At 66.6% G+C, this 25,109-nt stretch carries 26 protein-coding genes; 13 read left to right on the top strand and 13 right to left on the bottom strand.

Annotated elements, in window-relative coordinates; translation table 11 throughout:
* Positions 1 to 892: 892 nt before the first annotated feature.
* Positions 893 to 1,048: a hypothetical protein gene (locus ACQPW1_RS11980; RefSeq protein ID WP_433662797.1), complete on the bottom strand. Its 156-nt coding sequence runs from the start codon at positions 1,046 to 1,048 to the stop codon at positions 893 to 895.
* Positions 1,049 to 1,133: 85 nt separating this feature from the next.
* On the opposite strand from ACQPW1_RS11980, the gene ACQPW1_RS11975 reads away from it, so the two are divergent.
* The 4 genes from ACQPW1_RS11975 to ACQPW1_RS11960 all read left to right on the top strand — a co-directional run bounded on the left by ACQPW1_RS11975 (position 1,134) and on the right by ACQPW1_RS11960 (position 3,820).
* Positions 1,134 to 1,853, top strand: coding sequence for a hypothetical protein (locus tag ACQPW1_RS11975; RefSeq protein WP_433662796.1), 720 nt, complete (start codon positions 1,134 to 1,136; stop codon positions 1,851 to 1,853).
* Positions 1,854 to 1,888: 35 nt separating this feature from the next.
* Complete coding sequence (locus tag ACQPW1_RS11970; protein ID WP_433662795.1) at positions 1,889 to 2,284, top strand: hypothetical protein; 396 nt, start codon at positions 1,889 to 1,891, stop codon at positions 2,282 to 2,284.
* 80 nt (positions 2,285 to 2,364) lie between these two features.
* The gene (locus ACQPW1_RS11965; protein WP_433662794.1) at positions 2,365 to 2,664 is read left to right on the top strand and encodes an ANTAR domain-containing protein; all 300 of its coding nucleotides are present in this window, start codon (positions 2,365 to 2,367) and stop codon (positions 2,662 to 2,664) included.
* Positions 2,665 to 2,806: 142 nt separating this feature from the next.
* Positions 2,807 to 3,820, top strand: a complete 1,014-nt coding sequence (locus ACQPW1_RS11960; protein WP_433662793.1) for a YdcF family protein — start codon at positions 2,807 to 2,809, stop codon at positions 3,818 to 3,820.
* Position 3,821: 1 nt separating this feature from the next.
* Here ACQPW1_RS11960 and ACQPW1_RS11955 read toward each other — a convergent pair whose 3' ends face one another.
* Both ACQPW1_RS11955 and ACQPW1_RS11950 read right to left on the bottom strand, forming a co-directional pair.
* Complete coding sequence (locus ACQPW1_RS11955; protein ID WP_433662792.1) at positions 3,822 to 4,505, bottom strand: PAS and ANTAR domain-containing protein; 684 nt, start codon at positions 4,503 to 4,505, stop codon at positions 3,822 to 3,824.
* 121 nt (positions 4,506 to 4,626) lie between these two features.
* The gene (locus ACQPW1_RS11950; protein WP_433662791.1) at positions 4,627 to 5,481 is read right to left on the bottom strand and encodes a hypothetical protein; all 855 of its coding nucleotides are present in this window, start codon (positions 5,479 to 5,481) and stop codon (positions 4,627 to 4,629) included.
* A gap of 157 nt (positions 5,482 to 5,638) precedes the next feature.
* Between ACQPW1_RS11950 and ACQPW1_RS11945 the strand changes: the two genes are divergently transcribed.
* The gene (locus ACQPW1_RS11945) at positions 5,639 to 6,460 is read left to right on the top strand and encodes a M15 family metallopeptidase (protein ID WP_433662790.1); all 822 of its coding nucleotides are present in this window, start codon (positions 5,639 to 5,641) and stop codon (positions 6,458 to 6,460) included.
* A 182-nt stretch (positions 6,461 to 6,642) separates the two neighbouring features.
* Entirely contained in the window at positions 6,643 to 7,176 is a 534-nt protein-coding gene (locus ACQPW1_RS11940) for a hypothetical protein (RefSeq protein WP_433662789.1), read from the top strand.
* Between the two features lie 11 nt (positions 7,177 to 7,187).
* Here the strand turns inward: ACQPW1_RS11940 and ACQPW1_RS11935 are convergent, their stop codons facing one another.
* Positions 7,188 to 7,994, bottom strand: a complete 807-nt coding sequence (locus ACQPW1_RS11935) for an SAM-dependent methyltransferase (RefSeq protein WP_433662788.1) — start codon at positions 7,992 to 7,994, stop codon at positions 7,188 to 7,190.
* Between the two features lie 120 nt (positions 7,995 to 8,114).
* Between ACQPW1_RS11935 and ACQPW1_RS11930 the strand changes: the two genes are divergently transcribed.
* Positions 8,115 to 10,244: a putative bifunctional diguanylate cyclase/phosphodiesterase gene (locus ACQPW1_RS11930; protein WP_433662787.1), complete on the top strand. Its 2,130-nt coding sequence runs from the start codon at positions 8,115 to 8,117 to the stop codon at positions 10,242 to 10,244.
* Positions 10,245 to 10,249: 5 nt separating this feature from the next.
* On the opposite strand, the gene ACQPW1_RS11925 is transcribed toward ACQPW1_RS11930, so the two are convergent.
* Positions 10,250 to 11,287 (bottom strand): oxygenase MpaB family protein, encoded by a 1,038-nt coding sequence (locus tag ACQPW1_RS11925; RefSeq protein ID WP_433662786.1) that lies wholly within the window; start codon positions 11,285 to 11,287, stop codon positions 10,250 to 10,252.
* Between the two features lie 25 nt (positions 11,288 to 11,312).
* On the bottom strand, positions 11,313 to 11,954 hold the full coding sequence (locus ACQPW1_RS11920; protein ID WP_433662785.1) for a TetR/AcrR family transcriptional regulator: 642 nt from the start codon (positions 11,952 to 11,954) through the stop codon (positions 11,313 to 11,315).
* A gap of 191 nt (positions 11,955 to 12,145) precedes the next feature.
* On the opposite strand from ACQPW1_RS11920, the gene ACQPW1_RS11915 reads away from it, so the two are divergent.
* Both ACQPW1_RS11915 and ACQPW1_RS11910 read left to right on the top strand, forming a co-directional pair.
* Positions 12,146 to 12,808, top strand: a complete 663-nt coding sequence (locus ACQPW1_RS11915; protein WP_433662784.1) for a TetR/AcrR family transcriptional regulator — start codon at positions 12,146 to 12,148, stop codon at positions 12,806 to 12,808.
* 119 nt (positions 12,809 to 12,927) lie between these two features.
* Complete coding sequence (locus ACQPW1_RS11910; protein ID WP_364727576.1) at positions 12,928 to 13,191, top strand: GlsB/YeaQ/YmgE family stress response membrane protein; 264 nt, start codon at positions 12,928 to 12,930, stop codon at positions 13,189 to 13,191.
* 16 nt (positions 13,192 to 13,207) lie between these two features.
* Here the strand turns inward: ACQPW1_RS11910 and ACQPW1_RS11905 are convergent, their stop codons facing one another.
* Both ACQPW1_RS11905 and ACQPW1_RS11900 read right to left on the bottom strand, forming a co-directional pair.
* Positions 13,208 to 14,641, bottom strand: coding sequence for a purine-cytosine permease family protein (locus ACQPW1_RS11905; RefSeq protein ID WP_433662783.1), 1,434 nt, complete (start codon positions 14,639 to 14,641; stop codon positions 13,208 to 13,210).
* A gap of 294 nt (positions 14,642 to 14,935) precedes the next feature.
* Positions 14,936 to 15,622, bottom strand: a complete 687-nt coding sequence (locus tag ACQPW1_RS11900) for a respiratory nitrate reductase subunit gamma (protein WP_433662782.1) — start codon at positions 15,620 to 15,622, stop codon at positions 14,936 to 14,938.
* Positions 15,623 to 15,959: 337 nt separating this feature from the next.
* Here ACQPW1_RS11900 and ACQPW1_RS11895 point away from each other — a divergent pair, with 337 nt between their 5' ends.
* The gene (locus ACQPW1_RS11895) at positions 15,960 to 17,198 is read left to right on the top strand and encodes an MFS transporter (protein ID WP_433662781.1); all 1,239 of its coding nucleotides are present in this window, start codon (positions 15,960 to 15,962) and stop codon (positions 17,196 to 17,198) included.
* Between the two features lie 3 nt (positions 17,199 to 17,201).
* On the opposite strand, the gene ACQPW1_RS11890 is transcribed toward ACQPW1_RS11895, so the two are convergent.
* The 4 genes from ACQPW1_RS11890 to ectB all read right to left on the bottom strand — a co-directional run bounded on the left by ACQPW1_RS11890 (position 17,202) and on the right by ectB (position 21,428).
* Entirely contained in the window at positions 17,202 to 18,149 is a 948-nt protein-coding gene (locus ACQPW1_RS11890) for a hypothetical protein (protein ID WP_433662780.1), read from the bottom strand.
* Between the two features lie 58 nt (positions 18,150 to 18,207).
* Positions 18,208 to 19,611, bottom strand: a complete 1,404-nt coding sequence (locus ACQPW1_RS11885; protein WP_433662779.1) for a hypothetical protein — start codon at positions 19,609 to 19,611, stop codon at positions 18,208 to 18,210.
* The gene (locus ACQPW1_RS11880) at positions 19,608 to 19,931 is read right to left on the bottom strand and encodes a hypothetical protein (protein ID WP_433662778.1); all 324 of its coding nucleotides are present in this window, start codon (positions 19,929 to 19,931) and stop codon (positions 19,608 to 19,610) included. Before ACQPW1_RS11880 ends, ACQPW1_RS11885 begins: the two co-directional genes overlap by 4 nt.
* Before the next feature lie 240 nt (positions 19,932 to 20,171).
* The gene (gene ectB / locus ACQPW1_RS11875; RefSeq protein WP_433662777.1) at positions 20,172 to 21,428 is read right to left on the bottom strand and encodes a diaminobutyrate--2-oxoglutarate transaminase; all 1,257 of its coding nucleotides are present in this window, start codon (positions 21,426 to 21,428) and stop codon (positions 20,172 to 20,174) included.
* Between the two features lie 130 nt (positions 21,429 to 21,558).
* On the opposite strand from ectB, the gene ACQPW1_RS11870 reads away from it, so the two are divergent.
* Genes ACQPW1_RS11870 through ACQPW1_RS11860 form a run of 3 tightly spaced genes read left to right on the top strand, consistent with a single transcriptional unit; the run spans position 21,559 to position 24,212 of the window.
* Positions 21,559 to 22,413 carry an ABC transporter permease gene (locus tag ACQPW1_RS11870; protein WP_433662776.1) on the top strand — a complete coding sequence of 285 codons (855 nt, stop codon included), beginning with the start codon at positions 21,559 to 21,561 and terminating at the stop codon, positions 22,411 to 22,413.
* Positions 22,406 to 23,221 carry an ABC transporter permease gene (locus tag ACQPW1_RS11865; RefSeq protein WP_433662775.1) on the top strand — a complete coding sequence of 272 codons (816 nt, stop codon included), beginning with the start codon at positions 22,406 to 22,408 and terminating at the stop codon, positions 23,219 to 23,221. The genes ACQPW1_RS11870 and ACQPW1_RS11865 overlap by 8 nt, the downstream gene beginning before the upstream one ends.
* Before the next feature lies 1 nt (position 23,222).
* Positions 23,223 to 24,212, top strand: a complete 990-nt coding sequence (locus ACQPW1_RS11860) for an ABC transporter ATP-binding protein (protein ID WP_433662774.1) — start codon at positions 23,223 to 23,225, stop codon at positions 24,210 to 24,212.
* A gap of 32 nt (positions 24,213 to 24,244) precedes the next feature.
* On the opposite strand, the gene ACQPW1_RS11855 is transcribed toward ACQPW1_RS11860, so the two are convergent.
* Positions 24,245 to 24,949, bottom strand: coding sequence for a DUF4389 domain-containing protein (locus ACQPW1_RS11855; protein WP_433662773.1), 705 nt, complete (start codon positions 24,947 to 24,949; stop codon positions 24,245 to 24,247).
* Between the last annotated feature and the right edge of the window lie 160 nt (positions 24,950 to 25,109).

Raw genomic sequence — 25,109 nt, 5'->3', positions numbered from 1 at the left:
AGCCGCTTCATGCAGTAGCGATCACGCCGCGCCCCCCGGATCGCCATACTGCTTGGCTCTGAACAACATCGGCCCTCCCGTCTATGACCTAACAGGTTCCGCATGCTGGACACGACGCTGACGATTTCGGCTGCAGCCCGCCAGTCACCGAACGCAGTCCAACCGGGCCACACAGCCACCAATACGGATTCTCACCCATGCAACGAGATCACTTGCTTAGCTTAATATTTGACCGCCACATCGCGCGACAGCTCAGCACATCGCGCGATCAGGCAACCGCCTAGAATCTGACCGAGCCGAAGCGGCATATCACTCAGCCTCCCCCAGCTTCCACTCGGGCTCCTCATGAGACTCGCCGCGGCTTCGAAAATCACCTGCTGCACAAGAAGGGCTTAAACCGTTGCGACACAACAACTGTCAGGAACTGATAGGCCCTCGGCCATCAATAACAACACTCCCGGAGCACTGCAGCGACGCCGGGCGCCGGGCGGTATCCGACACGCCGAACGCATCAATAGTTAGCCTATGATATATATCACCCTTAAGGGTCTCTTAAGCAACTTAACCGAAAATACCTAAGTCTGAGACCAAGCTTCGGTCCGTTGGGCTCACCCGGTTACCCCGACACAGCCACTTCAGAAAGACATTCCACCGCCGATACCTTCGCTCGGCGTCTGCATCGCACCAGCTCAGGCCGACTTGTCACGAGACCACTCACCGCGCAGCTTCCTGAAGCCAGATCGACGTCGAGATCATCCGCTATCGCAGCTGAAGTGGTCGACGCGTAGTGGTGTCGCCACACCGCTCCTGCGCCACCGGCGTCTGACGAGGCTCGAACAGCCAGGTCACGCAGCCAGAATGGACCTGGCCAGGTCGTACCGCAGGTTAAACACTAGGAACTTCGCCGAATCGATTTCGCCGCAGAGCTATCGATCGTCCGGTCGCGAGCCTTGGCCTTGGCCTTGGCCTTGGCCTTGGCGCGCTCGATATCGTCGGCGGCACCCCCGGCTGTGTTGAGCAGATCCGGTGTGGCCGAGTCGGGGGTCAAGGGCTCGACGTTGTGCGATTCGAGGACGGGTGGGCGGGTATCACCTGGGACGCAACGTGGCGGCCGCGGGCTCGTGGTCGACTCGATGGTCGACAATTGGGATTTTGTCGCGATGGTGGGTTACCGACCGAAAGGGCTGTTGGCGATGCTGCGGAAGTTTCTGGATAAGGGTGTTGTCGCGTTGATCGACAAGTCGGCGCGGGTGCAGGCGCCGTTGGTCGGCAAGTACACGGGGTTCATTCGCGGTAGGCATCCGAGTGAGTCGCCTGAGCAGATCGTCGATCGGCTCGGGCGGCATTACTCGGTGGTGGTTACCGCGAGTGGCGTGGTGGTCGGGTTGAGTGCTGCTGTTCCGGGGGTGGGCACGCTGGTGGGTTTGGCTGCGGCCGGGGCGGACACGCTGTTCTTCCTGGAGGCGTCGACGGTGTATGCCGTTGGGGCGACGGAGGTTTCGGGACGGAAGGCGGCGGCACCGCAGCCGCCGCTGGTTTCGGTGGTGGTGCTGGGTCAGGCGGGAACCGAGTCGCTCGGGGCGGCGGGGCGGTCGGCCAAGCAGTGGGATACCAAGTTGGCCAACAAGCTTCCGATCATCCGGCGGATGAACGACTCCCCCATCAAGCGGTTCGTCGTGCAGTTCATCGTCAAACGCGGGGCGCTCGCGTTCGGCAAGGTGATTCCCGCCGGTATCGGTGCGGTGGTCGGCGGCGTGGGTAATTACGCGCTCGCCAGGGGCGTCATCAAGAATCTGCACGAGGCGCTCGACGACGCGGAATCGGGTCAGGCGATTTCGACCGTGGACGTCTAGCCTGCGGCTGGCACCGCCGGGAGGAGACTGGGCGCGTGACGGATGACTTGGTTCAGCTGATCGTGGTGGATGCCGCGAATGTCGTGGGCTCGCGGCCCGATGGCTGGTGGCGCGATCGGGCCGGCGCGGCGCGACGATTGCTCGAGCGGCTGACGAAGTTGGCAGCACGTCTGGAGCAGCCCGCCGAGGTGGTTGTCGTGCTCGAGGGGAAGGCGAAGGCGGCGGATTCGGACGTCGACGGCGTGCGGGTGGTGCTGGCGGATGGGTCGGGTGATGACGCGATCGTCGACGCAGTCGCGGCGTCCGTCGAGCAGGACAACGCGCGATCGATCATCGTCGTGACGGCGGATCGCGGACTACGCGATCGCGTCGAAGCACTGGGCGCCACCACCGTCGGCCCCGGCTGGCTGCTCGACCGCATCGAGCCGTAGCGGACCGACCAGTCCTGGATCCGACGACGCAGGTTTGCCAACTGCCCCATAACAATCGGCGCACTGGGTAGTCCCCGGGTATGAGCGATGTATTCGAGGAACGCGGCCAACCGTCGCTCGGGCGCGCCTCTCCCGATCTGTTGGCGGCTCGGGCGGTGATCGAGCAGGCCAAGGGCGCGTTGATGCTGGTCTACGGCGTCGACGCCGAGCAGGCGTTCACCATGCTGCGGCGCCGCTCCCAGGCGACCAACGTCAAGCTTCGCGCGCTGGCCGCGCAACTGATCGCCGAACTCCCCGCGCTGGACCTCGCCCCACCGGAACTCCGTGCCAAGGTCGACTACCTGCTGCACATCGCGCACACCCGCAAACCCAACCCCTGAACTCTGACCAGCGCTGATCCCCGCCGAGCCGAACCGGATCAGCGCGAAACCTGTTGGGACGTATCGGACATTCCGACAACGGGCGGTGCGCTAACCCAGGCCCCGATGCGACCGGGTGCACCCCGCCCGCTACGGTGCGCGAGTGATCCTGCTCACCGTCGGCTTGGTTCTGTTGGGTGTTTTCGCACTGCGGTTCCATCTGGACCGGCGGCGGCTGAGCAATGGCGTCTATCTGCTGCTAAGCGTGGCGGTTCTCGGCGCCTGGGCGATCGGCTCGGGTGACGACGCGGATCTGACCCTCGCGCTGGTCGGGCTGCTCGTGGTGTTGTCACCGCTGGTGGTGCTGGTGCTGGCCGGGTTGCTGATCGCGAACGGCATGCAGATGGTGCGCCGCGAAGGACTGCGGATCGCGAACCTGCTCTCGATCGGCCCGGGGATCGTCCTGCTGGTGCCCTACGTGCTGCTCGGTGTCGCCATCGCGACCGGCAGCCTCCGCTCGGTCCTGATGGCGTCGCTGGCGATGGCGGTGAGCTACTTCGGGTTCGTGTTCACCAGCTTCGTGCTGTATTCGGTGCTCTACGGGTGGCTGCCGTACAGGCCGGGGATGGACGCGATCGTCGTGCACGGTTCGGGTCTGGTCGGCGCGCGCGTGCCGCCGTTGCTGGCCAGCCGATTGGACCGGGCGATCAACATCTACTGGGAGGAGCTCGCGGAGGGCCGCCGTCCGGTGATCATCACCAGCGGCGGCAAGGGCTCCGACGAGGCGGTGTCGGAGGCCGCCGCGATGGCGGACTATCTGCTGGCGCGCGGCATTCCCGAGGAAAGCGTGGCGCGCGAGGAGCGGTCGACGTCGACCCGGGAGAACCTGCTCTTCATCAAGCGGCTGCTCGGCGAGCGCGGGACGACCACCCGAATGGTGTTGGTTACCAGTAACTTTCACATCCTGCGCACGGCGATTCTGGCCCGCAGGCTGAAGCTGGACGCGGAGGTGACCGGCGCGCGCACGGCGCTCTATTATCTGCCGAGCGCGATCCTGCGCGAGTTCGTCGCGATCGTGGTCGCCTACAAGTGGACCAACGCCATCACCTGTCTGACGCTCGTCTCGTTGCCGCTACTGCTCGCCTTGGCTACCGGCGGGATGCCGACCCACCGGTGAATCAGGAACCGTCGACGCGTTCGTGGACGGTCAGCAGCAGGTGATCGAACCGGGTGCGGAACCCGGCGGAATCCTTGCTCAGCATCCTGAGCTCGTCGACGAACTGTGCGGCGAGGTCCCGCAGCTTGGTGTTGGTCTCCTGAGAGCGCCACCGGAGCACCCGGAACGCCTGCTCTGCGTTCACCCCGTACGCCAGGATCAACGCGCCCTTGGCCTGCTCGATCACGGCACGCGCCTCGATCACCTCCGGCAGGACCTCCTCCAGCACCTCCTGCCGCTGCGCCTCGAGCCGGTCGCTCACGTCGACGTAGTAGCCGGAGGTACCGATCACGGCGCCCGCGTCGTCGGCGATGAGATCACCGACCACGACCACCTCACGCACCTCGCCCTGGGTGTCGACGATCCGATGCCGACCGCAGAACGGCTGGCCGGTTTCCAGCGCCGCGGCGATGCAGCTCGCCACATGCTCCCGGTCATCGGGGTGTTTGTGCGACAACAGCAGGTCGGTCGTCGGTTTCGCCTCCCCCGGCTCGTAGCCGTACATCGCGGCGAGTTCGTCGGACCATTCCCACCGCTGGTCGGCAAACCAGAAGCGAAACCATCCCGGCTCGGCGCAGGCGTCGATGCCGATGGTCTCTTCCATCGCGCTCACCGCCTCGGGTGCAACCTCTTCGCCCAGCGTCACCGCCCCAGTATCCGCCGAAACGGTCCCGCTTCGGAACCCGACCCGGGAATTGGGTGAAGAATGACCGCGGGGATCGCTGTTCCAGCCGTACGCGCAGGGCTGAAACGATCGGGCTACAGACCTACATTCCGCCGTGCGCCCGCGAATGGTCATATTCGGCGCCCGCCACCTCCAAGTCGTATTCATCAGCGGGAAAACGGAATTCGGGTGATCGATCGCTCAGCGTCGGCGTCTCCCAGTCCCGCCAGACCACGTGATCGCCGTCCCGCAAGATCGTGACATAGAGTGCGCCGCAACATTGTTCGGTGCAGTGGGCCTCGGCCAGCCGCACCCTGCGCGGCTGTTCGGTGGCCCGTAGCCCGGTTCGGTGCAGCAGCTTCTCGGGCGTATCCCCTACCCCCATCGGAAAGAGGTCGGCGATGATCGGGCGGCCGTCGAGCAGAATCCTTGTCGTCGCATCGGCGTACGACCGTCCCGGTGCGACGGGTACGACGACGTGAATCTCGAAGTGGTTGCGGCCCATAGCTTCATGCCGCCGATCGAGGACATCGCGGATCCACCGGTTTCGCCCCGGCACGCACGAATCCGCGTACCCGGGAACGAGTTCCAGCGTCCGGAGCCAAGGCGGTGATCGCAGGACCGAGAGGAACCGGTCCAGCACGGCTTCGCGCTCGTACTCGGCCCAGTCGAGGCACGCCGCGGCACCGGTGCGCAGGTCGACGACGAGTGCGGCGAGGTCGGCGCATCGCCGCGAAGTCGGTGCTACGCGGGCGGTTTCGGCGGCGACGAGGGTGAACGTGCGCCGGGCGTCGGCGTAGCGGTAGTCGTTGACAGCGGCCATGCGCAGCAACACTGCGACACCTTGGTCGAAGTCCTGCGGCAGTGGATCATCCGGAAAACGACGATGCCGTCGCTCGACATGTTCGATCAGGGAAACCGGGTGCGCGAGCGCGCTGCGCTCGTGGACTGCACTCACCGGGCGGGATGGGACTCGATTCGCTTCATCACGAGCGAAACGATACCGCACAGTGGCAGAAGCACGCCCGGACCGCGATCGCTATGCCATGCTCATATCCGTCGGGCTCGGTGCTGGCGAATGTGGTTGAACCCCAGCCTGAATCGCGAGGAGAATCATGAGTTCTGTTCCGTCGTTGCGGCGCCTCGGCTCGGTGGCGCTGGCCTGCGTGGTGGTCGTGGCCGTCGCGGCGTGTGGGGATTCCCGCTCAGACACGCCCGTGACGTCCGACGCGCCCGCGACCAGTGCGCCGGTGGCCGATGAAACGGCGTTCGTCTCCGTCACCGATGTCGATCCGACGATCGTCGTCGATGCACGCTACTTCAGTGAGCACAACTTCCTCGGCACCCGCGTGACGGGCTATGAGGCGCCACGCTGTCTGCTGACCAAGCAGGCGGCGACCGCGCTGGCGCAGGTGCAGCAGGAATTGCGGCCGATAAACCTCACGCTCAAGACCTACGACTGCTATCGACCACAGCGCGCCGTCGACCACTTCGTCGCGTGGGCAAAGGATCTCGGCGACGTGAAGATGAAGAAGGAGTTCTACCCCACCGTGGAAAAGGCGAATCTGTTCCGCGACGGCTACATCGCCGAGAAGTCCGGGCACAGTCGCGGCAGCACGGTGGACCTCGCGATCGTCGCGCTGCCCGCCGCCGATCCCGAGCCGTATCGCGAGGGTGATCCGCTGCGCGAATGCTTCCTGCCCGTCGACCAGCGGTTCCACGACAACATGCTCGATTTCGGTACCGGCTACGACTGCTTCGACCCCGCCGCGCACACCGCCAACCCGGCCGTCGGCGGCACCCAGCGGGCCGTCCGCACGCTGCTGGCCGAGCTGATGGAGGAACACGGCTTCACCAACCTCGCCGAGGAATGGTGGCACTTCACCCTGAAGGACGAGCCGTTCCCGAAGACCTTCTTCGACTTCCCCGTGCGCTGACCCGGCCCGCGCCAAAACCGGCGCGCCGTACCTATATACGCAGGCAGGGGCGGGCTCCTACACTGAGGAACTGCGGCACGGTCGACCGTCGGAGCGCCACGGCAACTCAGCGATCGGCATCTCTCGAAGTCCCGATCCGTCCAGGGCCGGAACATTCGGCCCGTTTCCATGGAGGAGGCCACATGCCCGATCCATCGCACCGGAAAATCTGCCTGCTCGGCCACGGTTGCGACTGCCCCACCGTCACGCTGTTCCTCGCCCCCGAGCCGCTGATCCCCGGCGGCAGCATCCTGCATCTGCTCGAACAAGCACCGGTCGCCGCTGCCACGCCGACCCCCGACACGGACCTGGTCGACCTGGTCCAATCCGACTCGGCCGCCCAGCGCGGCCCGCTGGTGCACGCCGAATTCCGAGCGTTCCTATCCGGCCCACCCGATCCGCGCCGAATCCGCACCATCCTGCACGACCGCCACATCACCGACACCGCACCGGTCGGCCTCGACCTCGATGACCCCGCCGAAATGACCCGGCTCGCCCAGCTCCCGGAGCGTGCCATCGGCTTCCGCCGCACCGAAGACTTCCAAGAGGAGGCGATGCGCCGCGCCATGCTCGCCGTCTACCGCCATTTCGCGGTAGACCAACGAATCCGCCTGACCTACCACGGCTTTGCCGACCCGGCGACCGGCTGGTTCGCCCTGCGCACCGCGATCGCCTGAGCCGAACGCACTCAGTCCTTGCGGGCGACCCCGCCGTAAGCACCCGAGCGTTCCGGGTTCTCGCCGACATCGGCCGCGTTGTCGGGGCGCCACAGCGGCAGATGGACCAGGCCGGGCTCGAGCAGCGTCCAGCCCTGGAAGAATTCGGCGATGTCGGGCTTGGCGCGCAGCACGATCTCGGTGGAGGTGCGGCCGGAAAGCTTTTGCGCTTCCAGGACTTCGGCGGGTTGCCCGTCGGCCGTGGCGTGCGTGATCGCGAGGTAACTGCCGGGGGCGATCGCGTCGCGCAGGCGGGTGACGCAGCCGACCGGGTCGGCGTCGTCGGCCACGAAATGCAGCACGCCGAGCATCAGCACGGCCACCGGTTGGTCGAAATCGAGCAGCTGGGCAACCTGCGGGTCGGACAGAATGGTGTCGGGTTGGCCGATGTCGGCCTGGACGACAGTGGCAGCTGGATTTCCGTCCAGGATGGCCCGGCTGTGCGCGACCGCGACCGGGTCGATATCGATGTAAACCACACGCGCCGAGGGGTTTACCGCCTGCGCCACCTCGTGCACATTGCCAACCGTCGGGATGCCCGAGCCGATATCGAGGAACTGTGTAATGCCCTCGTCGACCAGGAATCGCACGCATCGACGCAGCAAATCGCGGTTGGCGCGCATGGTCTCGCCGACACCGGGGGTGAATTCCTCGATCTGGCGCGCGAGCATCCGGTCGATCTCGAAGTTGTGCATGCCGCCGACGAAGTAGTCGTAGACGCGGGAGGCGCTGGGACGATCGAGATCGATACCCTCGGGAGCCCAACTCGGTCTGGTCATCGATCGCCAACCCTTCTCGAATCGTCGCACGCCCGGCGACGAAAGCATCGTCATCGTAGCGGTGTTCACGGGCACGCGCAGTTGGGCGGAAGACCGCAAATCGGACTACCATCAGAGCTTATGGCGTGGGATGCCGGGAGCGGTTCAGATCCTGGCGGGCCGCACGCGGAACTGGCCGGGCAATGGGCGGCCGCACTCGGTGGCGGTCCGCGCAATCACGTCGTGCCCATGAGCTCGGCCGAAACCCGCAGTTTGCTCTCCACCCTGGCCAAGGAATTCGTCACGGCCGCCACCGGCCAGGCGCCCGCCGAACGTGTCGCCGAACTCGGCGGCAAGCTGGCCCGCTCGCATTTCGTCGGCGACGAGGTACTCGGACGCAGTCTCACCGTGCTCAACGCCTACCTGCTCGGCTGCGGCGCGGTCCCCGCCGGTCGAGCTGCCGAGTTGCTGGGCGCCTTTGCCACGGGTTATCTGCGCGCCTTCCGCGCGTGGCTGCTCGCCGAGCAGGAGAGTGTCCGCTCCGCCGATATCGCCGCCCGCCGAGTGGTCGAACAGCAGCTGCGGGCCAGCGAGGCCCGGTTGCGGGCGGTGTTCTCGCAGGCCGGGATCGGCACCGGGCTTTCCGATATGACCGGGCGGATCATCGAGGTCAACAACGCCTTCGCGGCCATGCTCGGCTATCGGCCCGAGGAGATGTGCTCGCTGTCGGTCACCGATCTGACCCACCCCGACGACGGACCCGACATGTGGCAGAAATACGCCGGGGTGCTCGCGGGCAAATACGACAACGTGCAGTTGGAGAAGGCCTACCGGCACCGCGACGGCGGCACGGTGTGGACCCACATCAACGTCTCGCTCATCCGCGACGAGCAGGGCCGGCCGCAGTACACGCTGGTGCTGGTGGAGGACGTGTCCGAGCGCCGCGCGCTGCGCGAACGGTTGCAGTACCGCGCGCACCACGACCAGCTGACCGGGCTGCCGAACCGATCCCGCTTCTTCGACGCGCTCACCGCCGCGTTCGCCGACTGCGCCAGGGTCGGCATCTGCTACATCGATCTCGATCACTTCAAGACCGTCAACGACACCTTCGGTCATGCGGTCGGTGACGAACTGCTCGCGCAGGTCGCCGCGCGGCTGAATGCCTGTGTCTCGCGGACCGATCAGCTGGTCGCGCGGATGGGTGGCGACGAATTCGTCGTGCTCATACCGCATTCCACCGGTGTCGACGAAATGGCCAATGTGGCCAGGACCGTGCTGCACGCGTTGGCGCAACCGTTCTATGTACACGAGCACCAGCTGACCGTCACCGCGAGCATCGGCGTGATGGAGGAACGCGCCGACCGCCTGTCCACGGGCGAGTTCCTGCAGGCGGCCGACACCAGCATGTACTGGGCCAAGGCCGCGGGGCGCGGGCGGTACGCGATCTTCGACGCCGACCGTGGCCGCCGCGAACACACCAGCGCCGAACTGTCCGCGGCCATGCCGTCCGCGCTGCGGCACGGCGAATTCTACCTCGACTACCAACCGATCGTCTCGCTCACCAGCGAGCGGACCGTCGCGGTCGAGGCGCTGGTGCGCTGGCGGCATCCGGATCTCGGCATCCTCAGCCCGGCCAGGTTCGTGGAAATCGCCGAGGACAACGGTCACATCGGCGCGCTCGGCGCCGTGGTGCTGGAGACCGCCTGCCGCGCCAGCCGCGAGTGGCACGACCGCTTCCCGCACACCCCGACCGTGAGCGTCAACGTTTCCGCCGCCGAGGTGGCCGATCCCGCCTGGCTGGACCACGTGCAACAGGTGATCGCGGAAACCGGCATGGACGCCAGCCTGCTGCAACTGGAACTCACCGAGCGCGCGTTCATGCAAACCACCGGACGGCCATTGCGCGCCCTGCACACCCTCGCCGACGCCGGTGTCCGCATCGCCATCGACGACTTCGGCACCGGCTACTCCAACCTGGCCTACCTCGGCCAACTCCCGCTGCACGTGGTCAAACTCGCGGGCCCCTTCATCCAGCGCATCCGCACGCCGGACACCGCGAGCCCTACTGATCTGCTCCTACTGGAGACCATCATCGATCTCACCCACGCCCTCGGCTTCACCGTCACCGCCGAGTGCGTCGAAACCCGCCACCAGGCAGACCAACTCCGCGACCTCGGCTGCGACACCGCCCAGGGCTGGCACTTCCACTACCCGATGCCCGCCGATCAGGTGACAACGCTGCTCGGCGCCGCCGACCTCCGCCTGAGCTGAACGTCTCAGCCGAAGGCGAGCAGTGGTTCGCTGCCGTCGGCGGCAGCGTGCTGGGGCAGTGACGTTTCGGCGCGGGCGGCGCGGATCCTGTCGTACTGCTCAACGGGCCGAACCATTCCGTAGTGGGCGCGGGCTTCTTCCGGTGTCCAGACGACCGGGTTCGTCGGGGGTACCGCGCACAAGATCGGATCCACGACCGGTGCGGTGAGCGGACTGCCCAGCCGGATGATGAAGCGTTGTGCCTCAACGCTTTGCGCGACGAGCCGGAACAGGGCTCGCAGCGTGACCGTGACGAGCGCGTCGGTCACCGGCGATTGTTGTACGCCACCCATCTTGCGCATCCAGCGCGGCAGGGTCGCGATGGTCCCCCGCCGGAACAATCCCTGGGTGAGCTTGGCGACCGGCCACCACAGCACCGAATCGGGCAGCAGCGTGGACGCGCTGTCGAGCAGCTGCTCGACGTGCTGCTGCGTCGCCTCGGTGGCGGCGAGGATCGGCCGCATGCGTGCGTAGTAGGCCCGCATCTCCGCGCGCGAGCGGGGCACGTCGTCCAGGTTGATGGTCTGGAATTGCGCGGCGCGGACGCATTCCGCCCAATACTGTTGCTCCTCTTCGGGACTGAGCTTGCCCGGCCCGAACTTCTCGTAGGTGTAGAGAACGGAATGCCATGCGGTCAGGTGGATCCAGAGCTGGGCTTCGGGATCGTTGGCGTCGTAACGCAATCCGCTGATCGGCTCGGTGCCGGTGATCTTCGAGTGAATCTTCACCAGGATGTCCGACGCCTTCAGCACCGAGCGACTGTCGTGGAACGTGACGGTCGCCATGTACTGCAGCGTCCGGTCGTAGCGCAGCGAGGGCCGCTTGCTGACCGCGCCGGTGTCGTTCACCGAGGCGAGCAGGAACGGCTCGTACATCTCCGTGACGACGGTCCGCTGAAACCCGATCGACAGCGCGGTCGGATACAGAAATACCTTCCAGGACACCGAGTCCGGGCCGAAGAAGCCGTAGTCCTCGTGTGGAACCACCGCGTCGTGGTTGCTCATGGTGTGCCTTCCTCTCACTGCCGAGCTACGCGCTCGCTCCGAAAACCATGGGTGCCAAGGTGCGTCGCGCGTAGGCGCGGATGGACTCGTCGGTGCGCAGGTCGATCCCCTGCGCGGTCGGCATCAGCACACAGGCCGCGAAGAACATCGCGACGCTCCGACCCACCTCGTCCGCATCCAAATGTGTTGCGTGACCATCATTTTGCGCTTGCCGGATCTGCTCGGCGACAACAGCGCTACCGAGCCGCAGGAGCGCGGCGTCATCGGCCAGCCCGGCAGCGACGAGTTGATCCGGCTCCAGGGCCGCGGTGCGCGCGATGACCGGATGCTCACGGGCCATCCGCATGCAGGCGACGAAGCCTTCCACCAGCTTGCCCGCGGGATCGGGTACGCCATCGACGGCCCGGAAGACGGTGTCGGCCATGCGCTTTCCCTCCCGCATGGTGAGCGCCTCGATCAGACCGTCGAGATCACCGAAGCGGCGATACACGGTGGTCCGATTGATGCCGGCCCGCCGCGCGACCGCATCGATCCGTAGGCGCGAGATCCCGGCGGAGGCCGCCTCCACGAGGGCGGCGTCGAGAATCCGCGTCACGGTCCGGTCTGCGTCCTCGTCCGCACTGCCGAAGATCCCGGCGGCAAGAAGAGCGGCGATGCTCTGCTTCATGAGGCTTACCGTAAGCCCGGCAAGCCGCTAATGCAACACTATGTGATCGTTGTGTTGCAATCGTTGCTCTAATGCATATCCCCGCAGGTCAACGTCACGGACACTCCTGTCTCCAATTGAGACAAGCGAGACATTGGTCGCCTGTTTGTCTCGACGGTACTGTTGACTCGCCGACCATGACAAGGAGCGCAGTGACGCGAGTGACCAGGGACACGCTGCTGAACAAGTTGGCAACACCCGATCCCGAGGTGCTCAAACTACTCGACGAGGCCGACGAGGTGACCGAGCGAATCCTCGCGGCCGCCTTCGAGCAGATGACCGTGGTCGGCTGGCGCCGGTCGACCGTGGAAGACGTCGCCAAGCGGGCGGGGCTCGGCCGCGCGACGGTGTATCGGAAGTTCCCCAGCAAATCCGCGCTCACCGAGGCGGTGCTGGTGTCCGAGCTGCGCAAGTACCTCGCGGGCAGCACCGCGGCGACGAGCACGCAGGCGACGGTGGCCGACCGGATGGCCGAAAGTGCCGCCTACACAGTCGAATTTCTGCGCGATCACCCGCTGCTGCGACGGCTGCTGGAGACGGAGCCGGAAACCATCCTGCCCGCGCTCACCGTCGGCGCGGGCCCCATCGTCGACACCTTCCGCGAGTTCTGCGTCACCCTCTGGCGGCACGAGTTCTACGGTGACGCCGCCATTTCGGCGGACGACCTGCGGCACCTGCGCACCGTGGCGGAGCTGCACATTCGAATCACCCTGTCGCTCATCCTCACCCAGCCGACCGCCATCGAACTCGACACCGCCGAGCAGGCCCGCGACTTCACCCGCCGCTACCTCGCGCCGATGCTGGATGCGAAGTGAACTTCCGGCATTTGATACGTACACGGCGCGCGATTACCGCCCGTAGAGCTCGGGTATCCCGCACACTGATCGCGGCGTCTCCCGTGCGTCACACCCTGTGAGTTTCAAGGAGCGAATCCATGGGCATCATCTCGATGATCATCATCGGTCTCATCGCCGGAGCAATCGCACGCCTGCTGGTCCCCGGCAAGGAGAACTTCGGCTGGATCGGCACGATCGTGCTCGGCATCATCGGCGGATACGTCGGCGGCACGCTAGGCAGCCTGGTGTTCGCGCCGCACAAGTTCACCCTCCAGCCGCCGGTCAACCACGCGTTCCTGGGTGCCATCGTCGGCGCGGTGATCCTGCTGGTGATCTACAAGTTCGTACGCGCCCGGGTCTGAGCTACCCGCCGTGCTCTCACACGGGCGCGGCCGCGTGCACGGTGCCCGCCGGATAGATCATCCGATCCGGCGGGTCACTGCTGCGCCGAGCAAGCGGGTAGTAGATCGCGGCGGTGAACACGATGCCGACGATCCAGGAAATGTCTGCGCCGCCGAGCTTTTCGGTGATCGGGCCGGTGTAGAGCTGTTGCGCCAGGAACGGGATCTGGGCAAGCACACCCAGGGTGTAGCAGGCCAGGGCGGTGATGTTCCAGCGCCCGTAGCGGCCGTCCGGGTCGTACAGCGCGGGGATGTCGATGCGTTCGCGCGAGATCAGGTAGTAGTCGATCAGGTTGATCGCGCTCCACGGGGTGAACACCATCAGCAGGGTGAGCACGAAGTTCTTGAAGTTGCCGAGGAAGTCGGCGCTGGCCCCGATCGCGACGAGCATCGACACCGCGGTGAAGCCGACGATGTAGGCGGCGCGCGCGAACGGTGTGGTGCGTGACTGCCGGTTGAACGCGGTCACCGAGGTCAGGATCGACATGAACCCGCCGTAGGCGTTGAGACAGTTCACCGTCAGCTTGCCGACCACGATCACCAGATAGATCAGCAGCGCGAGCGCGGACGGGCCCGCGAGTCCGCCGATGAAGCCGACTTGATTGCCCAGGAACGCTTTTCCCGCTACTGCGGCTACCAGCGCGCCGAACGTCATCGACCATTGCGAGCCGAGCACGCTACCCGCGAAGGTGGCCCAAAAGGTGGTCTTGTCGCTGGTCGAACGGGGTAGATAACGCGAGTAGTCGGCGACGTACGGCCCGAAAGTCAGCTGCCAGCCCGCGCCCAGCGAGATCGCGAGGACGAACGTCACCATGTCGAACGGCTTCACACCGACGTAGGAACTGACGTCGTACTCGGTGAAGAGCCGGATTGCGAGATAGGTGAAGCCGATGACGCCGACCACCGTGGCGATCCGGCCGACGATATGGATCAGCCGATAACCGGTCACCGCCACCACCGCGGTGAGCGCGCCGAAGACGAGAATGCCGACGGTCGCGCTGTCGATGTGCAAGATCTTGTTCACCGCCTGACCCGCCAGCACCGTGCCCGTCGCGGCGAACCCGAGATACATCACGACAACGAGAAGCAACGGCAGCACGGCCCCGAAAACGCCGAATTGCGCACGGCTGGAAATCATCTGGGGCAAACCGAGCCGCGGCCCCTGCGCCGAGTGCAGCGCCATCACGATGCCGCCGAGCACATTCCCGATGAGCAGGCCGACGATCGCCCACAGCGCGTCGGCACCGAACACCACCGCGAGCGCACCGTCGACGATCGCGGTGATCTGCATGTTCGCCCCGAACCAGAGGGTGAACTGGCTGAACGGGGTGCCGTGCCGCTCGGCGTCGGGAATCACCTCGATGGTGCGGCGCTCGATCGAACCGCCCGCGTCCAGTTGCTCATCCGCCATGGGCCCGCCTTCCGTCGTCCGGGAACAGCTGTGGAAGTGCGGGTAACGCCCGGCGAGCTGTCATTGTGTCCGACCAGCAGTATGGCGCACACTGGTCGGTCTTGTACTTCTTTGCGGCGCCAGCCATGCCGACGGAACCCGCGGCGATCGCCACGACGGAACGCAGGAACTCGGTGCACAAGTGGTTGCTCGCCCCGCGACGTCTCGAACACCAAAGCCATTGGGTGGCACAGTAACCCGGCGATCTATGGCGCGCTGGTCGGTTACCGCAAAAGCTCTGGTGCCGCTGGCGGGTCACATGCGATGCGGGGCGGACAGTTCTCGGGTGGGGCTTGCCGGGGACGCGGGCCGGATTCGCCGGATCAGGCGGTGGACCGGCTCCATGATGATGCTCGCGAGGCGGGTGTAGGGCCAGATCGCGATGAACAGCATCAGCACCAGGCCGCGCGCCTGGTAGATGAAGGGGGCGTGCTCCATGGCTTCCGGTCGCGGGTGCAGCGTGAACAAGGATCGGAACCAGGCGAACAACGTTTCGGCGGTGCGATATCCGTCATCGGAGGAGTTCGGGTCGAACTTGATGGCCACCCAGGTCAGCAGGCCCGCGACCAGGATCGGGAAGGTGATGCGATCCAACGGACTGATCGCGGACCGGGCCGGGCTGCCGATCATGTCCGGCACGAACAACAACACCGCGCCGATCGTCGCGGACGCGAGGGCGCATATCTCGATGACCGTGATAGTGGCGTAGATCGCGCCATCGGGGTGCGAATGCGGCCCGGACATGGCCAGATCGGTGATCCGGGCGACGACTACGCCGACCATCCCGACGCGAAACGCGATCGCCCCGATCCGCTGCGCCCGATCGAGTTCCGGGCTGGTGGCATACCAGCCGAATCGATCGTGCCGGTAGCGCCACAGGTGACCGACGATAAAAGATAGAAACGCGCTGTAAGGCAGGATGATCCACAGCACCGACATCATCTGTCGACCCGCCTTCTACATCGAACTGATAGAAATTGAAACTATCCGAGTATGCACCACCTTCGCAGACACTTGGCCGTCAAACAAGTGCCGAACGGCCCCCGAGTTCCGCCGCGTTTGGCCGCGCGGGTTGACCGGCACCGTTTTCGCCCGTTCGACGCCGGAACCATTCCGAAGAATTGGCAATCAATGTCATAAATCAACGGCACGCCGGTACCTGGTATAGATTGCAGCCCCGAATACCGGGTCCGGCCGATGACGGACACCGGTGATCTCGGGCGCGCCGGAGGAACTCGGGGGTTTGCCTAGGGCGCTGCCGCGGGGTTTGATCGCTGGGATGGTCAACAATCGGATAGCGACCCGGGCGGCGGTGGGCGGCGGTCTCGGCCGGGACTTCGAGCGACTGTGGCGCGGGTTCGCGGTCAGCACGTTGGGCACATTCCTTGCGCTGGACGCCTTTTCGCTGATCGCCATCCTGGTGCTGCATGTCGGCGCGCTGCAGGTGTCGTTGATCGCGGCCGCGGGCGGGGCGGTGGGTGCGGTGCTCGCGGTTCCGCTGGGTGCGTGGATCGAGTTCCAGCCCAAACGGCGGCTGATGGTGCGGGCCGACCTGCTTCGGTTCCTGGTGCTGCTGACCGTGCCCGTCGCGTACTTCGCGGGCGCGCTGAGCTATCCACAGCTCCTTGCGGTGGCGGTGGTCGTCGCGGTCGCCGACATCGTCTTCCTCGGCGCCAGCAGTGCGCATCTGAAAGGCCTTGTCGCCCAGGATGATTTGTTGGCGGCCAATGGCCGTTTCGAGACCGCGACCTGGGTCTCGACGGCGGTGGGGCCCCCGTTGGGCGGTGTACTCATCGGCGTGGTGGGCCCCGTCGTCACCGTGGTGCTGAACGCGGTCAGTTTTGTGTTGTCCGCCTTGTGTATTCGTTCGATCGAGGTCCCCGAGGCAGGCCCGCCGGATCGGCCCGCGGCGCCGTCCCGCCTGGTCGAGATCACCGAGGGTTGGCGCACGATCGCCGCGAATCCCCTACTGCGCCTGCTCATGTGCAACACAGTGCTGGTGAACACGCTGATCATGGCAACGGCGCCGCTGCTGGCGTATCTGATGCTGAACGACCTCGGCTTCGCACCGTGGCAGTACGGTCTCGGCTTCGGCGTGCCCTGCCTCGGCGGGATCATCGGCGCCCGGCTGGCCCGCCCGCTCGTTCGCCGCTACGGACAACGCCAGATCCTGCTCGTCTTCGGTGTCGCGCGCGTGCCGTGGCTGCTCGGTCTGCCCTTCGTGCAGCCGGGCGCGATGGGACTGCTGCTGGTGATGGCCATCGAGTTCGGAATGATCACCTGCATAAGCATTTACAACCCCGCCCTGGTCACCTACCGCCTGCTGCACACGCAGAACGACAAGGTCGCTCGCGTCCTCACCGCCTGGACCATCACCGCCCGCGTGACCACCGCCGCGGCCACCGTCCTGTGGGGCGTGCTGGCAACCCAGACCGGCAGCCGCGCCGCGATCGCCATCGGGGCGGTCCTGATGCTGGCCACGCCCCTGCTGCTGCCGTGGCGCCGGACCCGCGAATGACGCTCAGGCGGAGGCGATCGCGGTGATGAGGGTTCGGGATGCGACCGTGCGGGTGGTGATGAGCTGGGTGAAGGTCTTGGGTTGCTCGCCGGGGTACTGCTGGGTGAGCCGGACTTCCCAGTGCGCGAGACCGTCGTCGCCGTCGCGGGTCCGGGTGATCTGCACGCAGTAGCGGGTGCCGACCGGGATCTGGTTGATGCCGCGCTGGATCTGCTCGGCGGGCGACACGATGGCGTTGTCGGCGACCACCGCACGGGCCCGGTAGCCGGAACGTTCCACGTAGTACGCGTATTCGAAGGCGAGGATCGCGTCCGGACCGTTGGCGGTGCCACCGGGGTCGGTACCGGAAACGGCGTCCTGGCTGCGCTTCTGTTCGCAGCCCTGGGTCGCGATGGCCGCGGGTTGCGCGGGCACAGTTGTTGTCGCAGCGCTGGTTCCGGCGGAGTTCTTCGCAGGCACGGTAGCGGTGAGGGAGGAGGCGGTCGGGGTCGTCGCGGCCGACGGGCTGTGCTTGCCGAATCCGTGCACGGCGGCGAGCAGGATCGAGACGACCGCGATCCCGATACCGAGCACGATCAGGACCGCGAGCACCTTGTTGCCGCGCTGCGGATCACGCCGCCTGGTGGGGTGGCGCAGTGGGACACCGGGGTGAATGCCGGACCGATTGATGATCGCGGGCGCCGGATTGACGTCCTCTTCGTAGCCGTCGGCGTCGTACTCGTCGGCGCGGAGGCCGCGCCGATCGTCCTCGATCGGCGGTTCCACCGGCGGCTCGGCCGGGCGTGGCGGGTCGAGCCATTGTTCCCAGTCCCCGGTCCGCCGCGGTCGATCCGCGTGGCCCGGGGTCGGTGGCTCGGACACGGCGACCTCCGGATCTCGGCGACGCACCGGCGCGCGGCGACCGGACGGTCGCCGCCGCTTCTTGGCTTTGCCGACGGGTGTGCGCAGCATGGGCAGCCCCATGTCGAACGGATTGCCCTGCCCCGCTGGCCGACTCGGAGAGTTCGGATCAGAGGGTGTCATCGTCGTAGTCGCCGAGTACTGGGGTCACCGCGACGGCGGCGGTCGGCACGGTGACACCGAGCTGACCGTCCTTGGGCTTGTGCTCCGGATCGTCCGCGCGCGGCGGCGGTGGCATCGCCACGCCCCCATCGGTTCCCGGATGGGACTGCTGGTCCGGGCTGGCGGACCGCGACGGATTGTCCGACGGCGCCGGTGCTTCCGGGGCGGGCGCGGGTGCGGGCCGCGACTCGGGCGCCGGTGCCTCCACTTTCGCCGACGGGGCTGACCCGTTCTGCGACGGCGGAATCACCGTGCCGGGGCCGGACGGTTGCGACGGAGTGGACGGCTTCGCGCCCGCGCCGAAGTCGAACAGCTTCGGCGAGGTGCTCGAGTTGGTCGATCCGCTCGACTGATCACCGGTGGTGCTGCCGGGGCGGATCGCCTCGGTGACAGCCTTGTCCGCGCCCGCCGCGACGGTGTCGATGGCGTGCGTGCCGACCTCGGCGACCTTGTCGATGATGTGCGTGCCGACTCCGGCGATCTTGTCGATGATGTTCGTGCCGATGTCCACGCCCGCGTTGATGGCGGCGGTACCCACCTGCACACCGGCGGAGATGAGCTGTTGTTGCAGCTGGAGTTGGGCGGCCACCGCCGGATCCACCGGCTGCCCGGTGCCGCCGATGCCGGGGACCGTGCTGCCGGGGTAGTACTGGCCTGTGCCACCCGGGACGTATTGGCTTGTGCCGCCGGGAAAGAACTGACCCGATGCGTTGGGCTGTGCGGCGGTGACACCGGACGGCTGGGTGACCGTCAGCGGTCCCATCTCGTCCAGTCGCCTGCTGTGGTCGTCCATCTCGGTCTGCGCGACATTGACCGTGGTGAGCGCGTCCCGCAGGGCCTGGGTCGCCCGCGCGATCACCGCGTCGGTGTCCGGGGCCGCGGTGGCGTTGCCGAGGATCTCGCGCGCGTCGCGGCGGAAGTCGGCGATGATCTGGTCCACCGTCTTCGCGGCGCGGGCGCTGGTGGCGTGCGCGTCGCCGAGCACGCTGAGGTAAGCCGGTCCCCGGTCGGAGATTTCGCCGATCTCGGTTTGCGTGGTGCGCAGCGCGGGCACCGCGGCGTCGGCGCCGCGCGAGGTCCAGGTGGACTCCAGCGCGTGCAGGCCGTCGCGATGCGGGCCTTCTACATCGGCGGCCTGGGTCGACGCCGACGACAGCGCGCTGGTCGCGGTCTGGTTCGGGACGCCGACACCGGTGCCGAGGGTGGATCGCAACTGCAGCAGCGGGCGGACCAGCGCCGCGACGATCGGCGGATCCACGTTGGGGTCGAGGTAGGTGGTGGCGGGTGCGGCGGTTTCGGTGCGCGGCTGGGCCGCCGCCGGTCGCCTGCGTAGTCCGGAAAGGCTTCTCATGTCAGGGCCTCCCCTGTCTTGTCGAGCGCGCCCGCGGTGTCGGTATCGATACCCTGCATGTTCGTGCTGTAGCCACGAAGGATCTCGCCGTAGGTGCCGACGAGTTGTCCGGCCGTGGACAACGCCTGGGCATGTTCGGACACCGCCGTGGTGAAGCGCGCCGCGAAATCCGCGCCGACCAGGCCGAGATCGGTGGCCAGCTGGTTTTGATTCACCGCCCCGGAGGCGACCGCCGCCGCCGAGGCCAACTGTTGGGAGACCGCGTCCGCGATCGCGGTGTAAGCGGCCACCGCCGCCGGATCCAGCTTCAGCGTGTCCACCGTTCCCCTCCCGGGTTCCCAGTCTTTCGCTACCGCGACATGATTCGATGACAAGCCTACTGCGCGACCTGGACACTGTGTCCGATCCGCGCGAGTCCGTGCCGCCTGAGTATGGCAACCATCGCACGCAATGTCATGCGCTAGCGATGCCGCCGGGACCGGCCGACGCGCCTGAACTCGCGCGCCGCGCACGATTCTTCCAGCAAATCCGTGCGCGGGCGGCAAATACGTGCGCGGCGGTCAGTGGCAGACGGCGGTCACGGCGGCGGCGAGTAGGTCCAGGCCGTGGCCGATTTCGGCATCGGTGATCGTCAGCGGCGGCATCAGTTTCACCACTTCGCCGGCCGAGCCAGAGGTTTCCACCAGCAGGCCGCGGTCGAACGCGGACTGGCAGACCTTGCCCGCCAGCGAGGCATCGTCGAAGGCCAGGCCCTGCACCAGCCCGCGGCCCCGGACGCGGACGCCGGGGACGGCCGCGGCCAGGCCGGTCAGCTCCCGCTCGAGCCGCGCACCCTTCGCCAGCGTGGCGCACTCGAGCCGCGCGTCGGACCAGTAGTGCTCCAATGCGACCCGCGCGGTGACGAAGGCCGCGTTGTTGCCGCGGAAGGTGCCGTTGTGCTCGCCCGGCGCCCACTGATCCAGCTCGCGTTTGAAAAGCACCAGCGCCATGGGCAATCCGTAGCCGCCGATGGACTTCGACAGCGTGACGATGTCGGGGCGGATCCCCGCGGTCTCGAAGGAGAAGAACGGACCGGTCCGGCCGCAACCCATCTGCACGTCGTCGACGATCAGCAGGATGCCGCGGGCCGCGCACAGTTCGGCCAGCTGCCTCAGCCAGTCCGCGCGCGCCACATTCACGCCGCCCTCCCCCTGCACCGTCTCCACGATCACCGCGGCGGGCCGGTCCACGCCGGAGGACGGGTCGTCCAGCGCGCGCCGCATCCAGCCCAGCTCGTCGGGCGCGTCGAGGTAGCCGTCGTAGGGCATCGGCATGGCGTGCGGCAGCGGCACCCCGGCGCCCGCGCGCTTGGCGGCGTTGCCGGTGACCGACAGTGCCCCGAGCGACATGCCGTGAAAGGCGTTGGTGAAGTTCAGGACCTGCGCTCGTCCGGTCACCTTCCGCGCGAGCTTGAGCGCGGCCTCCACCGCGTTGGCCCCGGTCGGCCCGGGGAACTGCACCTTGTAGTCCAGCCCGCGCGGACCGAACACCGTGTCACGCAGCGTTTCCAGCAGCCTGCGCTTGGCGACGGTCGACATGTCCAGCCCATGCGTGATGCCGTCCCCGGCGATGTAGTCCAGCAGTGCCCGTTTCAGCACCGGATTGTTGTGGCCATAGTTCAGGGCACCCGCGCCCGCGAAGAAGTCCAGGTACTCCTTGCCGTTCTCGTCGCGCAGCCAGGCGCCGCTCGCGGTGTCGAACACCGCGGGCCAGGACCGGCAGTAGCCGCGCACATTGGATTCGAGGGCCTCGAAAACGGTCATCCCGGCGGCGGTCATCGGCGATCCTTCTCACACAATCTGAAGTGACTGTGTTTCTAACACTGCGGCGATCGTCGTGCAGCACTTTTCCAAAAACCGCCGGAAGGGGTTCCGCGCGCCTTCCGGCAAGTATTAGGCTTGACTCTTTGTGCGCGACAGAGCAGACGGGGAGGTGCGGCTCATCGCGACAGGGCAGCTGTGGCGCGCTTTCGCGGTATACGCACAGCTCGCGCGCGCGGGTTTTCGACGGCAATCGCAGTACAAGCTGGCCATGTTCGCCGGGCTGTTCACCAACTGTGTTTTCGGCTTCGTGCGCGCGGCGGTGATGCTCGCGGCGGTGCGGGCCACCGGCGATTTCGGCGGCTACACCGAGGGTTCCATCGGCGCGTATGTGTGGCTCTCGCAGGGCCTGCTCGGTGCGATGCAGTTCATGGGACCGCCGTTGGACCTGGCCGATCGGGTGAAGAACGGCGATATCGCGATCGATTTCCTGCGGCCGGTCGACGTCCAGATCGGCTACCTCGCCGGTGATCTCGGCCGCGCGGCGTGCACCATCCTGCCGCGCGGGGTGCCGAGCGTGTTGATCGGCGTGCTCACCTTCGGGCTCGCCATGCCGAACACACCCGGTCCCTACCTGCTCGGTGCGGTGAGTGTGCTGCTCGCCGTTGCTATTTCGTTCCTCTGCCTGTTCGCCGTCGCGCTGATCGGTTTCTGGGTAGTGGAGACCCGCGGCATCCGGGTGCTGTATCAGGTCACCGGCACGTTCCTCGCCGGACTGTTTGTGCCAGTGCACATGTTCCCCGGCTGGCTGCGCACTATCGCGCAGGCGACGCCGTTCCCCTCGATCCTGCAATCGCCCATCGATGTGCTGTCCGGCCGGATCACCGGGCTGGCGGCGGTGAGTGTGGTTGCCGTCCAGGTGTTCTGGGTGCTGGTGGTCGGCGGTATCGGCCGCGTACTGCTGGCCGCCGGGCGGCGCAAACTGGAGGTGCAGGGTGGCTGAGCTGGCCGGAACCTGGTTCACCCCGTACGCGGCGGTGTTGCGCTCCCGCATCCGCGCCCAGCAGGCCTATCGATTGTCTTTCGTCAGTGAGGTTTTCAGCGCGTTTCTGATCGGCCTGGTCGAGTTCGCCGAGGTGTGGGTGATCTTCCACAACGTGCGGGTGCTCGGCGGCCTCGATCTGAACGCCGCGCTGCTGCTGTTCGGGTTCGGTCAGTCCACCTTCGCGCTGGCCCAGGTGCTGTTCGGCCATCTCGACACGCTGCCGACCCTGATCCGGATGGGCCAGCTCGACGCGTATCACCTACGCCCGCAACCACTGCTGCTCCAGCTCATCACCAGCGACATCTCGCTGCGGCGCTTCGCCCGCGCCGCCGTCGCGATCGTGGTGCTCGGTCTCGGGTTCCTGCGCAACGACATCGACTGGGGCCCGGCCGCCGTCGGCCTGGTGCTGCTCACCCTGGTCAGCGGCATCGCCCTGTTCGGCGGTGTTTTCGTGTGCGCTGCCGGGTTACAGTTCTATCTGATCGACGGCGCCGAGCTCACCAACAGCTTCACCTATGGCGGCTCGTTCGCCGCGGTACAACCCGCCACCGTCTTCCCGATGCCGCTGCGGCTGCTGTTCGGCTTCGCCATCCCGGTCTGCTTCACCGCCTATCTGCCGACCATCGCCCTGCTCGGCCTGCCCGGTCCGCCGCTGCTGCCCCCGTGGCTTGCCTGGCTGGCCCCGCTCGCGGTGCTCTGGGTGTGGCTGCTCGCACTGGGTTTCTGGCGGTTCGGTACTCGGCACTATCAGGGAGGCGGCGGATAACGTGGCGGATTCCGGCTCATCGGACGCGATCATCGACATCGCGGACCTGACACGGCAATTCATCCTGTCCCGCAAGGTCGGCCGCGGCTGGCGGCGGCGCCACGAGACGCTGACCGCAGTGGACCGGATGTCCTTCCGGATCGAACGCGGCACGGCGGTCGGCTACATCGGCGCCAACGGGGCGGGCAAGTCCACCACCATCAAGATGCTCACCGGCATCCTGGTGCCCACCTCGGGCAGCGTGCGTACCTGCGGGCTCGAACCGGTCCGGCAGCGGCGCGAACTGGCCGCGCGGATCGGCGTGGTGTTCGGGCAGCGCTCGCAGCTCTGGTGGGATCTGCCGCTGCGCGAATCGTTTTCGATCCTCGCGGCCATTCATCGGCTGGACCCGGACACCGCGCGTAAGCGCAAACACGAGCTGATCGAGCAGTTGGAGATGGCCGACACGTTGGACACCCCGGTGCGTCAGCTTTCGCTGGGCCAGCGTATGCGCGCGGAAGTGGCTGCGGCACTGCTGCATTCACCGGAACTGGTAATCCTCGACGAACCGACCATCGGCCTCGATGTGCTGTCCAAGCAACGGCTGCGCGAGTTCCTGCGCGCCGAACGCGCGGACCGCGGCACCACACTACTGCTCACCACCCACGATATGGGCGACATCGAAAGGCTGTGCGGCCGTGTGCTCGTGGTGGATCACGGGCGTCTGGTCTACGACGGGTCACTGACCGGGCTGGCGGCCACGGTGGGCGCGCGGCGCGTGCTCGTCGTCGATCTGGCCGAGCCGACACCGGATATCGACGATCTACCCTGCGCCAAACTGCTGGCGTCCGAGGCCGGTGGGATGCGGCAGCGGCTGGCCTTCGATCCGGAAAGGACCACGGCCGCAAAGCTGCTCGCGCTGGTCTCCGATCGGGCCGAGGTGCGGGATCTGTCGATCGAGGAGCCGGAGATCGAGGACGTGGTCCGCCGGATATACGAATCCGCCCGCTGAGTCAGCGGGCGGATTCGGTGTTGTCTTGCGAATCAACGGGTTTCGGGTTCTCGGGCACCCTGGTCGAGGCGGAACGGCGGGTACTCGTCGCGCATCAGCGTGGCGTAGGCCTGCACCCGGATGGTCCACCGGCTGATGCCGACGACGAAGTCGTACACGCCCTGCGGGTACCGCGCGGTGAACAGCAACCCGATCAGCGCGACCAGCAGCAGGATGCTGATCAGCGGAATGCTGCCCGCGCCGGACCATTCATCGTCGTCGTACATGTAGAACGTCATGCCGCCGCTCATCATCGCGCCGAGGATGAGGTAGTGCGGGATGGCCAGCAGCCACCACTTCACCAGCACCAGACCGCGATGCAGCCGCTCCGGATAGTCGATCTCCAGATCGGCCGGGTACTCCGCGTTCGGCTGCAGGCTGAACGGCGGGTACTTATCGGTGCCGAGCACCGACAGCGCGTAGAACTCGACCCGCCAAGTCCAGCGCATCACACCGACATTGAAGTCGAACATCGCCTTCGGGTATTTACCGGTGATCAGAATGGCGAAGAACGCGATGACGGTGAGTACGAAGTAGGCGATGTGCAAAAAGAAAAGCACGATGTAATGCGGAATGGCCAAAAGCCACTTGACCAGCCACATCCACCGTGACAGTGCGGGATCCAGATCTCCTCGAACACGAACCGGATTGACCGGATAGGCCGGCTCGGCAGAGTAGTCATGCTTTTCGGGTTCCATGATCGACGCTCCTTTCGGGTGCTTTCGATCCACGCCACAAACCAGGTGCGGAATAAGGTGATTCTCGCGTATTCGGCGACCACCGACGCCACGATCGGGTACCGACACGCCAACAAATAGGGACGCACTGGATTGGCGTGTCACAAACTCCGCCGTAATC

It is taken from the genome of Nocardia sp. CA-128927 (genome assembly GCF_050955855.1).
In the GTDB taxonomy this organism is placed as follows: domain Bacteria; phylum Actinomycetota; class Actinomycetes; order Mycobacteriales; family Mycobacteriaceae; genus Nocardia.
This window is presented reverse-complemented; position numbering and strand designations above follow the sequence as displayed.

Coding starts and splice junctions, on each gene's coding strand:
- ACQPW1_RS11975 (WP_433662796.1), top strand. CDS start 1,134: ATGGTCGACAATTGGGATTTTGTCGCGATGGTGGGTTACCGACCGAAA.
- ACQPW1_RS11965 (WP_433662794.1), top strand. CDS start 2,365: ATGAGCGATGTATTCGAGGAACGCGGCCAACCGTCGCTCGGGCGCGCC.
- ACQPW1_RS11945 (WP_433662790.1), top strand. CDS start 5,639: ATGAGTTCTGTTCCGTCGTTGCGGCGCCTCGGCTCGGTGGCGCTGGCC.
- ACQPW1_RS11940 (WP_433662789.1), top strand. CDS start 6,643: ATGCCCGATCCATCGCACCGGAAAATCTGCCTGCTCGGCCACGGTTGC.
- ACQPW1_RS11935 (WP_433662788.1), bottom strand. CDS start 7,994: ATGACCAGACCGAGTTGGGCTCCCGAGGGTATCGATCTCGATCGTCCC.
- ACQPW1_RS11930 (WP_433662787.1), top strand. CDS start 8,115: ATGGCGTGGGATGCCGGGAGCGGTTCAGATCCTGGCGGGCCGCACGCG.
- ACQPW1_RS11925 (WP_433662786.1), bottom strand. CDS start 11,287: ATGAGCAACCACGACGCGGTGGTTCCACACGAGGACTACGGCTTCTTC.
- ACQPW1_RS11920 (WP_433662785.1), bottom strand. CDS start 11,954: ATGAAGCAGAGCATCGCCGCTCTTCTTGCCGCCGGGATCTTCGGCAGT.
- ACQPW1_RS11910 (WP_364727576.1), top strand. CDS start 12,928: ATGGGCATCATCTCGATGATCATCATCGGTCTCATCGCCGGAGCAATC.
- ACQPW1_RS11905 (WP_433662783.1), bottom strand. CDS start 14,641: ATGGCGGATGAGCAACTGGACGCGGGCGGTTCGATCGAGCGCCGCACC.
- ACQPW1_RS11900 (WP_433662782.1), bottom strand. CDS start 15,622: ATGATGTCGGTGCTGTGGATCATCCTGCCTTACAGCGCGTTTCTATCT.
- ACQPW1_RS11895 (WP_433662781.1), top strand. CDS start 15,960: ATGGTCAACAATCGGATAGCGACCCGGGCGGCGGTGGGCGGCGGTCTC.
- ACQPW1_RS11890 (WP_433662780.1), bottom strand. CDS start 18,149: ATGCTGCGCACACCCGTCGGCAAAGCCAAGAAGCGGCGGCGACCGTCC.
- ACQPW1_RS11885 (WP_433662779.1), bottom strand. CDS start 19,611: ATGAGAAGCCTTTCCGGACTACGCAGGCGACCGGCGGCGGCCCAGCCG.
- ectB (WP_433662777.1), bottom strand. CDS start 21,428: ATGACCGCCGCCGGGATGACCGTTTTCGAGGCCCTCGAATCCAATGTG.
- ACQPW1_RS11855 (WP_433662773.1), bottom strand. CDS start 24,949: ATGGAACCCGAAAAGCATGACTACTCTGCCGAGCCGGCCTATCCGGTC.